Source organism: Achromobacter sp. ES-001 (genome assembly GCF_019448355.1).
In the GTDB taxonomy this organism is placed as follows: Bacteria; Pseudomonadota; Gammaproteobacteria; order Burkholderiales; family Burkholderiaceae_B; genus Achromobacter; species Achromobacter spanius_B.
On record NZ_CP079940.1, the window covers coordinates 4,908,563 to 4,922,676 of the forward strand.

The following is a 14,114-nucleotide window of genomic DNA, read 5'->3' on the forward strand; positions in this document are numbered from 1 at the left end:
CCCCGGCGAACCGCGCCAAATAAGGCCAGGATGGCGATTCCCCCCCTTCCCCCGGCTTCCCTCTCCCACTCCTGGCTGACGGCCGGACGCCCACGGCAGTGATACGCTAAGGAACCTTCAACCTTAGCCGTCGTGAGCCGTTACTTGTCCATGTCCAGCCAACTTGACGCCCTGCGCAATCACACCACCGTTGTCGCCGACACCGGAGATTTCGAAGCGATGAAGGCGTTGCGTCCCACAGACGCCACCACCAACCCGTCCCTTATTCTGAAAGCCGTACAGCAAGAGGCCTATCGCCCGCTGCTGGAACAGACGGTGCGCGATCACCAGGGCGCCTCGGCGCTCGAGCTGGTCGACCGCCTCTTGGTCGCCTTTGGCCGCGCCATTTTGAACATCGTGCCGGGCCGCGTGTCGACCGAGGTCGATGCCCGCCTGTCGTTCGACACCCGCGCCACCATCGAGCGGGCGCGCGGCCTGATTGCCCTGTATGAAGCCGCCGGCGTGCCGCGCGAGCGAGTGCTGATCAAGATAGCCTCCACCTGGGAAGGCATCCAGGCCGCCCGCGCCCTGCAAGCCGAAGGCGTGCGCTGCAACCTGACGCTGCTGTTTTCGCTGCCCCAGGCCGTTGCCTGCGCCGATGCCCGGGTCCAGCTGATCTCGCCCTTTGTCGGCCGGATCTATGACTGGCACAAGAAGGCCGCCGGCGCCGCGTGGGTCGAGGCCGACAACGCCGGGCCGCAAGATCCCGGCGTGCTGTCGGTGACGCGCATATACCGGTATTACAAACAGCACGACATTTCTACCGAAATCATGGGCGCCAGCTTCCGTAACGTGGGCCAGATCCTGGCGCTGTCGGGGTGCGACCTGCTCACCATCAGCCCGGACCTGCTCAATCAGTTGGCCGGCACGCAAGGCGATGCACCGGCGCAATTGCGCGCCGACGACACGGGCCCGTCAATTGACCGTATCGGCGCGGACGAGGTCAGCTTCCGCACGCTGCTCAATGAGGACGCGATGGCCAGCGAAAAACTGTCCGAAGGCATCCGCCTGTTTGTCGCCGACGCCGTAAAGCTGGATGCACTGATCGACGCACTGCGCCGCTGATCCTCCGGCATTGCGCAAAAAAATCGCGCGCCCAAGGTTTGGGCACGCGACTTGCTGACTTACCTGTTGGCCTGCTGGATGGTGGCCTTAGCGGTGATCGTCCGAATGCACCTGCAACGCTTCCAAAAAGCGCGACACCATGTTGTACGCCGCGACGGTTGCGGTCAGTTCGACAATGAGCTTTTCGGAGCCCATGGCGGCGCGGGCGGCTTCAAACACCGGCTGCGGCACCTGCACGTGGCGCGTCATGGCGTCGGTGTAGGCCAACACGGCTTTTTGACGTGGGTCGAACAGCGTTGAGTTTTCCCAATCGCCCAGCGCATCCAGTTGGGCCTGCGACACGCCTTCGCGAAGCGCGATCGGCGCGTGCTGATCGGCCTCGTAAGGCGCGCCGTTAAGCGCGGCAACGCGCATGATGACCAGTTCGCGCAGGTCTCCGGGCAAGCTGCTCAGTTGCCGGATGGAAGTCAAATAGTTCAGCCAGCCTCCGGCCACTGCGGGGCTGTGCAGCAGCATTTGGTACAGATGAAGCACGCTGCCGCGCTCTGCAACGATGCGCTCCACCAGGGGACGTGCGTCGGGATGAGATAGATCGGCGTAGGCAAGACGGGCCATGGAAGCTCCAGATAGGTGACAGGGCTGCAAATGCATACATTCATACAATATATTTGACATAATGACAGCTCATTGCGCGTCCCAGGTACCCCACCCACAATGAATGCGCCGACCCATTCCCCTACGCCAGTCACGCTCGCCAATTGCGATAGCGAACCCATTCATATTCCGGGCGCTATTCAGCCATTGGGCGCGTTGCTGGCGTTCGACTCGGATGGCATTTTGCAGTTCGCCAGCGAAAACGCCCCCACTGTGCTCGGTGCGCCGCTGACGCTGGGCCAGTGCTGCCCCGCCGGCATACTGCCGCCCGCCCTGGCGCATTGCCTGACGGCGTGGCTGGACGATCCCGAACCCATCTTCGATCCGCTGACGCTGGCCCTGAACGGTGCCATGTTCGACATCATCGTCCATCGCAACAGTGATGGGCTGACTATCGTGGAGTTGGAACTGCGCGTTTCAACGGACGCGGATATGGCGGACCCGGCGCGCATCTACCGCAGCATTGAACGCGTCCGGCGCCAACGCGATATCGCCGGGCTTCTTGAGTGCGCCGTGCGCGAAGTGCGCCGCGCAACCGGCTTTGACCGGGTGATGGCATACCGTTTTCATCCGGACGACAGCGGCGAGATCGTGGCCGAAGAGCGCCACGAATCGCTGGAAGATTGGGTGGGTCGGCGCTACCCCGCCGGTGACATCCCCGCGCAGGCTCGCCGCCTGTACACCGTGAATACGCTGCGCCAGATCGCGGACGCCCGATATGCGCCCGTGCGCGTCCGGGGCGCACCGTCCGCCAGCGCCACGCCGCTGGACATGAGCTTTTCGGCGCTGCGCAGCGTGTCGCCGATTCACCTGGAATACATGGCGAACATGGGCGTGCAGGCCTCGATGAGCCTGTCGCTGGTGATCGAGGGCAAGCTGTGGGGCATGATCGCGTGCCACCACCATGCGCCGCGCCCGATCCCCTACCCCGCCCGGCTCGCTTGCGAAGCCATGGCGCAGGTGCTGTCCGCCGCGGTGGCCAACATCGAAGGCGCCGAACGCGCGGCGCAAGCGCGCCGCAACGCCGCGCTGGTCAGTGAAATAACGGAACGGGTGTCGGCGTCCGAAAACCTGCACCTGGCCTTGTCCAGCGGCCCGGACACGCCCGCCTCGCTGATTCCCAACGACGCCGCGCTGTGCCTGTGGGGCAACAGCGTCACCGTGTTCGGCGGCATTGCCCCGCGCGGTGAATTGGCCGGCATCCTGTGCGCGCTGGACCAAAGCGGACAGCGGGTGGTGCACACCGATAACATCGCCCGCGACTACCCCGAATTGCAAACCGATCTGGTGCCGTACGCCGGCCTGTTGGCGTGCAAATTCGACCCCATGAACAACGGCTGGCTGATCTGGCTGCGCAAAGAACAGGTTGAAACCCTGGTGTGGGGCGGCAAGCCCGAAAAGCAATACGCCGTGGGCAGCCAGGGGCCGCGCCTGACGCCGCGCGGCTCGTTCGAGGCCTGGCGCGAAGTGGTGCGCAATACCTGCACATCGTGGCTGCCGGGCGAACTGGAAGCCGCCGACAACCTGCGCGACGAACTCTCTCACATCGCCACCAGCCGCGCCGCTGACGTAGACCGGGCCCGCACCGCGCTGCTGGCCATGCTAGGCCACGATCTGCGCGACCCCCTGCAATCGATTTCGATGGCGGCCACGCTGCTGTCCAAAACGGATTCGGGCGCGCGCATGGGCGAGCGCATCCGATATTCCAGCGGCCGCATGCAACGCCTGATTTCGCAAGTGCTGGATTTGTCGCGCCTACAGGGCGGCATGGGGCTGGGCATCGAAAAAGGCCTGTGCAACCTCAGCGACCTGGTCAATGGCTTGATCGAGGAAAAGCGCCAGGCCTACCCCGGCTTGCGCATCGAGCCGGACGTGCAACCCGGACTGGCGCTGATGGCGGACACCGACCGCATCGCCCAGGTCGTGACCAACCTGATGAGCAACGCGCGCCAGCATGGCGCGCCCCGCCAGCCCATCCTGGTGCGCGCGCGGCAAGACGGCGACCACATAGAATTGCAAGTCACCAACCATGGCGCGCCCATTGCACCGGAAGTGCTGGCGCACCTGTTTTCGCCGTTCAAACCCGAGTCGCTGGGCCATTCGCGCAACCGCAATGGCTTGGGACTGGGCCTGTACATCGCCGAGCAGGTGGTGCGCGGCCATGACGGCGAAATCTCGGTGCAGTGCCGGGATGGCCTGGTCATTTTTACGGTAAGACTGCCGCGCGAATCCCGCGCCGCAGCCACCCCCTGAAGTATGGAGAACCTTTTGAACGAAGTGCGCGCAGTTCGCGTCCTGCTGGTTGACGACAATGAAATGGGCTCGGAGTTGCTTGCCGAATTCCTGGCGCTTTCCGGCGTGGAAACACGCTGCGCCCCCACAGGCGAAGCCGCTTTGGAAATGGTCGACAGCTTTCGGCCCGAGGCCGTGTTGGTGGACATACTGCTGCCCGACATGGACGGCTATGAACTGGCAACGCGGCTGCGCGCGCGCACCGAATCTCCTCGCATCTACGCGTTAAGCGGCCTGGCTCGCCACGAGCGCCGCGACGAAGACGGCATGTTCAACGGCTGGATCGAAAAGCCCGCGGACCCGGACGCGCTGCTGGCCATCCTGCGGCAAGCACACTGAGGCCGCCATGTCGATGGCCAATCCCATGAATGCCCTGGCGGCCCAGGGCGTGCGGTTCAAAGTGCTGGCGCAGGTATTTCCCGTGCTGCGCCATGAAGTTGTCGGCCCCTTGTCCAACGCCACGTTGGCCGCCGCGATGCTGCGCCAAAGCCCGGAAGGCGCCGACGCCGATACCTTGCAGCAACGATGCCACCGCCTGGCCGGCGACCTGACCGGCATGCTGGAAGACAGCGTCACCATCGTGCGCGAGCTGGATCAGTGGCTGCTCGATAGCGGCGCAACCACGTCCACGCAGGCGCTATTGCGCGAGTGCCGCAAGCTGATGTTCTCGCATCTGCTGCTGTCGCGACACAGCATCGTGTGGCCGGAAGACGTGGCGGATTTGCAGGTGCCGCAATTCACGTCGCGGTACCTGTTGCTGGCCTGGCTGTTGAGCCTGCTGTCCACGTTGCCGGCGGATGCCGCGCTGACGCTGGATTGTTCGCGGGCCGACGTGTGGCACGCGCATTTCCCGGCGCTGCCCGATACCGCCAAGGCGCCTGCCGACGCCCCCGCCGCCTTCCCGCCCGAAGACATTGAACTGCTGGCGGCGGCATCAGGCTGGCGGCTGCAACGGCAGGCGCAATGCTGGTCGCTGCACCTGCCCGTCACCCCTGCCCCAGCATGAGCGGCCGCTTATGATTTCCCCGGTACACCAAGTGCTGCGCGACGGCACCCGCGACAGGCATGAAACGCTGGATCAAGGGCTGGCCCTGACCAGCGGCGACCTGGACCGCGACGGGTATCTGAACTATCTGCGCGCCTTGCTGGGGTGGCTGGAACCGCTGGAGCGCCGCCTGTGGCAGCTGGATTGGCCTGACAGTTTGCAAGCGCAGGCCCGTGCCGGAAAAAGCGATTGGATACGTGCGGACCTGGCGGCGGCCGGCGACGCCGCGCCCGTGGCGCACTGCCCCGACGCGCCCCGCGTAAACGCTGCCGATGCCTACGCGCTGGGTGTGGCCTATGTGGTGGAAGGATCACAGCTGGGCGGACGCTTTCTGGCCAAACAGCTGGCAGATATCAGCCCTGCCCTGCCACTGCGCTATCTGCGCGGTTATGGCGAAAACCTGGGCCCGATGTGGAAGAACTTTCTGCATTATCTGGACAGCGAGGCCGGCGCCCAGGGGCGCGAAGCCCGCGCATTGCAAGGCGCGCGCGACGCCTTCGACAGCCTGACGGTCTGGCTGCACAGCCGGCAAGCGCTGCGAACCTGAATCTGTCAGGTGCGCAGCGCCGGCTGACCGACTACAGCTTTTCGGTTTCGCCCGACTTGGGTTGCCACTTCATCAAGCGCTTTTCACCGATGCCGACGATGTAGTCCAGCACCAGCGCAAACGCCGTCAGCACCACTATGCCCGCGAACACGGTGTTCACGTCGAACGTGCCCTCGGCTTGCAGGATCAGGTACCCGACGCCGCTTGCCGAGCCCAGATATTCACCCACCACCGCGCCCACGAAGGCCAGGCCCACCGACGTATGCAGGCTGGAGAACACCCAGCTGGTGGCAGACGGCAGGTAGACGTGACGCAGCAACTGACGCTTGCGCGCGCCCAGCATGCGAGCGTTGTCCAGCAAGGTGGGGCTGACTTCGCGCACGCCCTGGTAGACGTTGAAGAACACGATGAAGAACACCAGCGTGACCGCCAGCGCCACCTTGGACCAGATGCCCAGCCCGAACCACATGCCGAAGATCGGCGCCAGGATGACGCGCGGCATCGAGTTGGCGGCCTTGATGTAGGGGTCAAGGATGGCGCTGGCGCGCGGCGACAGCCCCAGCCACAAACCAAAGCCCAGGCCCGCGATGGTGCCGATGAAAAACGCCAGCACGGTTTCGGTCAACGTCACCCACAAGTGGGTGTAGATGTCGGCGTTGGTGACGAACCAGGCCCAGATGCGGCCCCAGACTTTCAGCGGTTCGCCAAAGAAGAACGCCACCTTGGAATCGCGCGACGCAAAATGCCAGACGCCCAGGATGACGACCAGCAGCAACAGTTGCCAGAAGCGCAGGCTGGCGGAACCGGATTTGAATGACTTCGACATACCTCAGGCTCGCTTCTGTTGGGCATAGCCCTTGAGCACTTCTTCGCGCAGCACGGCCCAGATGGCCGAATGCAGTTCAACGAAGCGCGGATGGGCGCGGACCTCTGCCACGTCGCGCGGACGCGGCAGGTCTATGGCGAATTCCCCGATCGGGTGCGTGCCGGGGCCGGCAGACAACACGATCACGCGGTCGCTCATGGCAATGGCTTCGTCCAGGTCGTGCGTGATGAACAGCACGGCCTTGCGCTTGGCCATCCACAAATCCAGGACCTCGTTTTCCATCAACTGGCGCGTCTGGATATCCAGCGCCGAGAACGGCTCGTCCATGAGGATGATGTCGGGGTCGCGGATCAGCGTCTGGGCCAGCATGGCGCGCTTGCGCATGCCGCCCGACATCTGGTGCGGATAGCGGCTTTCAAAGCCGCCCAAGCCCACGCGCCGCATCCATTCGCGGCCGCGTTCCAGCGCTTCGGGGCGCGGCACGCCGGCGAAGTCCAGGCCGGCCACCACGTTGTCCAGCGCACTGCGCCAGGGCAAGAGCGCCTCGCCCTGGAACATGTAGCCCGCGCGCGAATTGATGCCCGACAGCGGTTGCCCAAAGACCTTTACCTGCCCACTGGACGGTGCCAGCAAGCCGGCGCCGACATTAAGCAGGGTGGATTTGCCGCAGCCGGTCGGGCCCACCACCGACACGAACTCGCCCGGCGCGATGGCCAGGGTCGTGTCGCTGACGGCGGTGTAGCGCTGCGACCGGTCGTCGCGCGAAACAAAGGTGCAACTGATATTTTCCAGCGATAGTGCGGCTTCAGCCATTGGCGTACTTCTCGTTGGCGCGGCGCGCGAAATCGTTGGTCCAGACCTTGGACGGATCAATCTTCGAGCCGTCGAAATCCGCTTGGTAGGCGGCCAGCGCCTTGAGCGCGGTGGCGGCGCCGTCCTCGGGGATCATGCCATTGGGCGACAGGCCTTCCAGGCTCTTGGAAATGGCGGCCTTGTACACGGCCGGATCGCCCAGCAGGTAGGTTTCCGGCACGATCTTGGCGATCTCGTCGGGGCCCGCCTTTTGAATCCATTTATCGGCGCGCACCAAGGCGTTGGTCAGCGCCTGGGTGGTGTTGGGGTTGGCGTCGATGAATGCTTGCGGCGCGTACAGGCAGCCGGCGGGCATGTTGCCGCCGAAGATGTCCTGGGTGTCTTTCAACGTGCGCGTGTCGACAATGATCTGGATATCGCCCGGCATTTCCAACATCGACACCACGGGGTCGGTGTTGGAGATGGCGTCGATCTGGCCACTGCGCAGCGCGGTCACCGCGCCGGCGCCGGCGCCCACACCGATGATGGAAACGTCCGAGGCCTTCAGCCCGTGCTTGGCCAGGAAGAAGCTGACCACCATATTGGTGGACGAGCCCGGCGCGGTCACGCCGATCTTCTTGCCCTTGAGGTCGGCCGGGCCCTTGTAGTTGGGCAGGTTTTTCTTGGACACGCCCACGCCGATCATCGGCGCGCGGCCTTGCAGCACGAAGGCGCGATAGGCCTGGCCCTTGGACTGCATCGACAACGTGTGCTCGAACGCACCGGACACGACATCGGCGCTGCCGCCGACCACGGCTTGCAGGGCTTTGGAGCCGCCGGCAAAGTCCGCGATGCTGACGTCCAAGCCTTCGTCCTTGAAGTAGCCACGTGCTTCGGCGATGGACAGCGGAAGATAGTAGATCAGGGGCTTGCCGCCGACGGCGATCTGTACCTTGGTCTTTTCCAGTTTTTGTGCGCGCACGATGGCGGGCGCCAGGCTCATGATGCCGGCGGCGCCGGCGATCTTGAGCAACTCACGGCGAGTAACTGACATGGGGTTGTCTCCTTAGTTGTCGGGTTTACCGATAGCGCCGGTCTTCGCCAGCTCGTCAATAGCCGCTGAATCATACCCCAGCGATTTCAGGACTTCCTCGGTATGTTCCCCTAATTTCGGGCCCACCCAGCGCGTCTGGCCAGGGGTTTCAGACAGCTTGGGAACCACGGCGGGAAGCTTGACGGGGCTGCCGTCGGCAAGGCGATGTTGTTCGATCATGCGGCGCGCCAGGAACTGCGGATCGTTGAACATGTCGGCCACGCTGTAGATCTTTCCGACCGGCACGTCCGCCGCTTTCAGGGTGCCCAGCGCCTCGTCGATATTGCGGCCGTCGCACCACTGCTGAATGGCGCCATCGATCTCTTGGACGCGGCGCGCGCGGCCGTCGTTACGCACCAGATCAGGGTCTTCGGCCAGGTCGTCGCGGCCGATGGCGCGCATCAGTCGGTGGAAGATGGCGTCGCCATTGCCGGCGATGACGATGTTCTGGCCATCGCGCGTGGTGTAGGTGTTGGAGGGCACGATGCCGGGCAACGCACCGCCGGTGCGTTCGCGCACCACGCCGGCCACGTCATATTCGGGCACCAGGCTTTCCATCATGTTGAACACGGCTTCGTACAGGGCCACGTCAACCATCTGGCCCTGCCCCGCCTGGCATGCCTCGCCCGTCTTGCCGTTCCAGCGCCCGCCCGTGGCGTCGCGATGGCGCAGCGCCATCATCGCGCCGATCACGCCATGCAAGGCGGCGATGGAATCGCCGATGGAAATGCCGACCCGCAGCGGCGGCCGGTCGGGGTGGCCCGACACGTAGCGCAGCCCGCCCATCGATTCACCGATGGCGCCAAAACCCGGCTGGTCTTTCATGGGGCCGGTCTGGCCGTAGCCAGACAGCCGCACCATGATCAACGCCGGGTTGATGGCGCGCAATTGCTCAAAGCCCAGGCCCCACTTTTCCAGCACGCCCGGCCGGTAGTTTTCAACCACGACGTCCGCGTCCAGCGCCAGCTTGCGGGCAATTTCCTGGGCACGCGGATCTTTCAGGTTCAGGGCAATGGACTGCTTGTTGCGCGCCTGCACCGTCCACCAGAGCGAATTGCCCTCGTGCAGATGGCGCCAGCTGCGGATGGGGTCTCCGCCGCCCGTGCCATCAGGCCCGTGGGGCGTTTCCACCTTGATGACGTCGGCGCCGAATTCGCCGAAGATGCGCGCGGCGAAGGGGCCGGCGATGAGCGTGCCGAGTTCCAGGACTTTCAGTCCGGTCAGCGCTGACATGGTTTGTCTTCCTCACGTTTCGTGCCGCGCCGATGCTTTGCCGGGCGGCTATTTTGACGTTGCGAGCCCTGCTTTGCTAAGTGGTCTTGCGCTCCATCAGCGCCCAGGCAATGGTGCCGGCGTCCACGTATTCAAGCTCGCTGCCCGCGGGCACGCCGCGCGCCAGCCGGGTCACGCGCAGGCCGCGTTCGCCCAGCGCTTCGCCCAGAAAATGGGCGGTGGTCTCGCCTTCCGCCGTGAAGTTGGTGGCCAGGATAACTTCCGCGACCACGCCGTCGGTGGCGCGCTTGATAACGCGGTCGAAGTCCAGCTCACGCGGGCCGATGCCTTCCAGCGGCGCCACCCGGCCCATCAACACGTAGTACAGGCCACGGTAGCCGTGGCTGGACTCGATCATGTTCTGGTCGGCCGGCGTTTCCACGATGCACAAGAGCGAGGGGTCGCGCTTGGGGTTGGCGCAGGTGCCGCAGACCTCGTCTTCAGAAAAGCTGTTGCACCGGGCGCAATGTTTCAGGTCCCGCACGGCGCCGGCCAGCGCCCGCCCCAGCATGTCCGCGCCTTGCGGGTCGTGCTGAAGCAGGTGATAAGCCATGCGCCTGGCCGATCGGACGCCGACGCCGGGCAGGCGCCGGAGCGCCTCGATCAGAGACACCAGCGGTTCGGGTTCAGGCAGTAAAGGATCCATTGCAGCCCAGGGCAGCCTTGCTTAGAACGGCAGCTTCATGCCCGGGGGCAGCGGCATGCCGGCGGTGACGCCCGCCATTTTTTCCTGCGACGTGGTTTCGGCCTTGCGCAGCGCGTCGTTGAACGCAGCGGCAACCAGGTCTTCCAGCATGTCCTTGTCGTCGCCCAGCAGCGACGGGTCGATCACGACGCGCTTGACGTCGTGGCGGCAGGTCATGGTGACCTTGACCAGGCCGCCGCCGGAGGCGCCTTCGACCAGGATTTCGGCCAGCGCATCTTGCGCCTTCTTCATGTTTTCCTGCATCTGCTGCGCCTGGCGCATCAGGCCGGCCAGTTGTCCTTTCATCATGATGGATGTTCCTTGAACGAGGGAAATAAGAGAGGGGCCGCCGCGTCAGGCAGCGGCCGGGGGATCAACGTGGCGGATGGAGTCGGGCACGACATACCCGCCGAAATCGGCCAACAAGGCTTGCACAAAAGGATCGACGGCCACCGCGTCTTCGGCGGCCTGCTGGCGCGCGGCGCGTTCGGCCTTGGCCACGGCATGCGCCGTGTCCTCGCCGGTGACGCCGACCTGCACGTCCAGCCGGATGCCCTGCCCGAAATGTTCGCACAAGACGGTTTGCAGGCGAACCCGGCTTTCGCTTTCGGCCAGGGTTTTTACGGCAACGCGCAGGATGATGGCATCGCCCTGCACGCCGGCCCATTCGCTTTGCCGCGCCAGTTCTGCGGCCAGGCCGGTCACGGGCAGGGTCGCGGCCAGCCCGGGCCAGGCGGCTTGCGTCATGTCTTCGATGCGGGCGCGCGACGAACGCTTGCGCGAAGGCGCAGCGCCCTCACGGCGGACGGGGGCCACGGGGGGCGCCACGGAGGGCGCACTGGCCAGCGTTTCAAAACCATCGTCGTCGGGATCGGATGTGAATCCGCTCTCGGGAACAAAGCCGCCTTCGGCTTCAAATGGAATTTCTTCGTCGACCCAGGACGGCGGGCCGTCGGGGTCAGTCTCGGCCGGCGCAGTCGCCAGCACGGCAGCAACCGCAGGCGTCACCGCCAGCGCCGCAGAGCCTGCGGCCTTGGCGGCCGAGGCCTCCGGCGTGGGGAGGGATGCGGAGGCGGCGGGGGCCTGGGCGGGCGTTCCGGCGAGGGGCGATCCGGCGAGGGGCGTTCCGGCGAGGGGCGATCCGGCGGCGGGCGTTCCGGCGGCGAGCGTTCCGGCGGCGGGCGTTCCGGCGGCGGGCGTTCCGGCGGCGGGCGATCCCGACGCATTGGCCGGGGATGCAACCGTGCTTGCCGGTTGCGCGGAGTCTTCAGGGAGGTCTTCCCAAGGCGGCACGCCATCCGCAGAGGCGACGGCTGGGGAAGCAGCAGCCTGCTGAGCAGCTGCGCCAGCTTGTGCCGACGCGATGGCCACCTGCGGCGCGGCGGGCGCGAAGTCGGCAGCCGGGGCGTCGACGGTCGGAGCAGCGACGGTCGGTGAGGCAACAGCCGGAGAAGCAATCGCCGGTGAGGCGACCACAGGAGCATTGGCGGCCATTGAACCGGGCAAGTTCGACGGCGCGTCCGCTGCTGCCTTCGAGGCGGCGGCCGCCGTCGAGTCGGCGTTCACCGAGGGTGCGGCCTGGCCGACGGGGCTCGCAGTCGAAGCCGTCGCGGAGGCCGACATCGGCGCGGATGCGGGCGCGGATGCTGGCGCGGCCAAGGGCGCAACTGCGGGTGCAGAGACAGAAGCCGCTGCGGGTGCAACGACAGGGGCAACTGCGGAAGCGACAGGGGCAGCTGCGGAAGCGACGGGAGTAGCGGCGGGAGTGGCAGAAGCAGCTGCGGAAGCGACGGGAGTAGCGGCGGGAGCGGCAGAAGCCTCAATCGCAGCCGCAGCATGAGCCACCGGCGCGGCCGACGCATCGGCCTCAATCGCTGCCGCCACTGTCGCCGGCTCCGCCATCTGGCGTGCGGGCGTGGCGGGCGCTTCCAGCGCGGTCTGCGGACCCGCATCGCCGTTCAGCGCCAGCATGCGCAGGCAGGCCATGATGAAGCCTGCGTACTCGTCGGGTGCCAGCGTCAGTTCGCCTCGGCTGTGCACCGCCACGGAATAGAACAGCTGCACGGCGTCGGGATGCAGGCCCAGCGCCAGCCGCGCAATGTCGGCGGCCAACGGATCTTCGGCGGGCGTGACGCCCGTGACGCGCTGCTCGATCGCGACACGCGACAGCAACACTGCCAGGTCGGCCAAGGCGCCGGCATACGACAAGCCGCGTATGGCTAGCTCGTCGGCAACCGCCAGCACGCCCTTGGCATCGCCGGTGGCCAAGGCCTCAAGCAGGCGCACCAGGTGGCGTTGGTCGATGGTGCCGAGCATGCCGCGCACGGCGTCCTCGGTCATGTTGCCGGCGCTATAGGCAATGGCCTGGTCGGTAAGCGACAGCGCGTCGCGCATGGACCCTTGCGCGGCCTGGCCGATCAGGCGCAGGGCGGGCACTTCAAACGCGACCTCTTCGTGGCCCAGCACGGCTTGAAGGTGCCCGACGATGGAATCGGCCGGCATCTGCTTCAAGTTGAATTGCAGGCAGCGCGACAGCACCGTCACCGGGATCTTTTGGGGGTCCGTGGTGGCCAGGATGAATTTGACGTGAGGGGGCGGTTCTTCCAGCGTCTTCAACATGGCGTTGAAGGCGTGGCCGGTCAGCATGTGCACTTCGTCGATCATGTAGACCTTGAAGCGCCCCGCGCCCGGCGCGTACACCGCCTGTTCCAGCAACTGCGTCATTTCCTCGACGCCGCGGTTCGAGGCCGCGTCCAGTTCCAGGTAGTCGACAAAGCGTCCGGCGTCGATCTCGGTACAAGCGCGGCAGACACCGCAAGGCTTGGACGTGATGCCGGTTTCACAGTTGAGGGACTTGGCCAGGATGCGGGACAACGTGGTCTTGCCCACGCCCCGCGTGCCGGTGAACAACCAGGCATGGTGCAGGCGTTGGGTGTCGAGCGCATGGGTCAGCGCGCGCACCACGTGATCCTGTCCCACGAGGGTATCGAACGATCTCGGCCGCCACTTGCGGGCCAGTACCAGATAAGTCATGGCTGGATTGTAGAGCCTGTTTCGCGTGCTGGCTGAAATGCAAAGGGGACGGGCTTATTCCCGCGGAACGAATCCCTGGAAAATAACCCCGTCCCCCTTGAAAGCGAAGGGCCATGAAATGAAATCATGACCCTTTGCTTTGAAGAATTCGGTTGGCGAGCCTGACTCCGGCACTGACCCTAAACGACTATGGCTGCTTCGTTCCCGACCTGACCAGGTTCACCGTCGAACCATGCGGAGGGGCCCGCCAACCGGAATTCTAGCAGAGCTGCGCTTCGCTTGCTTGCAGCCTTCCGGTTGGCGGGCCCCTGAGGGGCGGTATGTTGCCCCCTCCCCGGCCCTCCCCCCGAGGGGGAGGGGGTGATGGCTTTGCTTCGCTTGCCATTTTTGGCTCGCTTCGCTTTGCCCTTGCTTCGCTTTGCCCTTGCTTCGCTTTGCCCTTGCTTCGCTTTGCCCCTTGCTTCGCTTGCCTTGCTTCGCTTGCCTCGCTTCGCTTTGGCTTGCTTCGCTTCGGCTTGCTGCGCTTTAGCTTGCTCCGGTTTGCCTTGCTCCGGTTTGCCTTGGTCCGGTTTGCCTTGCTCCGGTTTGCCTTGCTCCAGTTTGCCTTGGTCCGGTTTGCCTTGCTCCGGTTTGCCTTGCTCCAGTTTGCCTTGGTCCGGTTTGCTTTGGTCCGGCTTTCCTTGGGTCCGATTTGCCTGGGTCCGGCTTGCCTTGGTCCGGCTTGCCGTGCTCGCCTTGCGTTGCCTTGTTCCGCCTTGCCTTGCTTGGCGT

General features: G+C 65.3%; 13 protein-coding genes and 1 other RNA gene. 5 read left to right on the top strand and 9 right to left on the bottom strand.

The genetic code is table 11. The annotated features are described in order from the left end of the window. The first annotated feature begins 150 nt into the window (after window positions 1–150). Window positions 151–1,104, top strand: coding sequence for a transaldolase (gene tal, locus KYT87_RS22305; RefSeq protein ID WP_219990861.1), 954 nt, complete (start codon window positions 151–153; stop codon window positions 1,102–1,104). Window positions 1,105–1,191: 87 nt separating this feature from the next. Here tal and KYT87_RS22310 read toward each other — a convergent pair whose 3' ends face one another. Continuing rightward, window positions 1,192–1,719 (bottom strand): carboxymuconolactone decarboxylase family protein, encoded by a 528-nt coding sequence (locus KYT87_RS22310; RefSeq protein WP_046806903.1) that lies wholly within the window; start codon window positions 1,717–1,719, stop codon window positions 1,192–1,194. 99 nt (window positions 1,720–1,818) lie between these two features. Between KYT87_RS22310 and KYT87_RS22315 the strand changes: the two genes are divergently transcribed. The 4 genes from KYT87_RS22315 to KYT87_RS22330 are packed head-to-tail and all read left to right on the top strand — an operon-like array spanning window position 1,819 to window position 5,642. After that, a complete protein-coding gene (locus KYT87_RS22315; protein ID WP_219990862.1) occupies window positions 1,819–4,011 on the top strand; it encodes an ATP-binding protein in 2,193 nt (730 codons plus the stop codon). A 24-nt stretch (window positions 4,012–4,035) separates the two neighbouring features. Next, window positions 4,036–4,389, top strand: coding sequence for a response regulator (locus KYT87_RS22320; RefSeq protein WP_223264912.1), 354 nt, complete (start codon window positions 4,036–4,038; stop codon window positions 4,387–4,389). 7 nt (window positions 4,390–4,396) lie between these two features. After that, window positions 4,397–5,056 carry a hypothetical protein gene (locus tag KYT87_RS22325; protein WP_219990863.1) on the top strand — a complete coding sequence of 220 codons (660 nt, stop codon included), beginning with the start codon at window positions 4,397–4,399 and terminating at the stop codon, window positions 5,054–5,056. A 10-nt stretch (window positions 5,057–5,066) separates the two neighbouring features. Beyond that, the gene (locus tag KYT87_RS22330; protein ID WP_219990864.1) at window positions 5,067–5,642 is read left to right on the top strand and encodes a biliverdin-producing heme oxygenase; all 576 of its coding nucleotides are present in this window, start codon (window positions 5,067–5,069) and stop codon (window positions 5,640–5,642) included. Window positions 5,643–5,673: 31 nt separating this feature from the next. Here the strand turns inward: KYT87_RS22330 and KYT87_RS22335 are convergent, their stop codons facing one another. From KYT87_RS22335 to ffs, 8 genes are all read right to left on the bottom strand, one after another. Next, window positions 5,674–6,468 (bottom strand): ABC transporter permease, encoded by a 795-nt coding sequence (locus KYT87_RS22335; protein WP_006222859.1) that lies wholly within the window; start codon window positions 6,466–6,468, stop codon window positions 5,674–5,676. 3 nt (window positions 6,469–6,471) lie between these two features. After that, complete coding sequence (locus KYT87_RS22340) at window positions 6,472–7,281, bottom strand: ABC transporter ATP-binding protein (protein WP_104144548.1); 810 nt, start codon at window positions 7,279–7,281, stop codon at window positions 6,472–6,474. Beyond that, window positions 7,274–8,314, bottom strand: a complete 1,041-nt coding sequence (locus KYT87_RS22345; protein ID WP_046806909.1) for an ABC transporter substrate-binding protein — start codon at window positions 8,312–8,314, stop codon at window positions 7,274–7,276. Before KYT87_RS22345 ends, KYT87_RS22340 begins: the two co-directional genes overlap by 8 nt. Before the next feature lie 12 nt (window positions 8,315–8,326). Beyond that, window positions 8,327–9,586, bottom strand: coding sequence for a CaiB/BaiF CoA-transferase family protein (locus KYT87_RS22350; RefSeq protein ID WP_219990865.1), 1,260 nt, complete (start codon window positions 9,584–9,586; stop codon window positions 8,327–8,329). A gap of 76 nt (window positions 9,587–9,662) precedes the next feature. Continuing rightward, window positions 9,663–10,271 carry a recombination mediator RecR gene (gene recR / locus KYT87_RS22355; RefSeq protein ID WP_046806911.1) on the bottom strand — a complete coding sequence of 203 codons (609 nt, stop codon included), beginning with the start codon at window positions 10,269–10,271 and terminating at the stop codon, window positions 9,663–9,665. Between the two features lie 21 nt (window positions 10,272–10,292). Beyond that, on the bottom strand, window positions 10,293–10,619 hold the full coding sequence (locus KYT87_RS22360; RefSeq protein WP_006221090.1) for a YbaB/EbfC family nucleoid-associated protein: 327 nt from the start codon (window positions 10,617–10,619) through the stop codon (window positions 10,293–10,295). A 45-nt stretch (window positions 10,620–10,664) separates the two neighbouring features. Further along, window positions 10,665–13,343 (bottom strand): DNA polymerase III subunit gamma/tau, encoded by a 2,679-nt coding sequence (gene dnaX / locus KYT87_RS22365; protein ID WP_219990866.1) that lies wholly within the window; start codon window positions 13,341–13,343, stop codon window positions 10,665–10,667. Between the two features lie 151 nt (window positions 13,344–13,494). Next, an RNA gene (gene ffs / locus KYT87_RS22370) (signal recognition particle sRNA small type) lies at window positions 13,495–13,592 on the bottom strand. Between the last annotated feature and the right edge of the window lie 522 nt (window positions 13,593–14,114).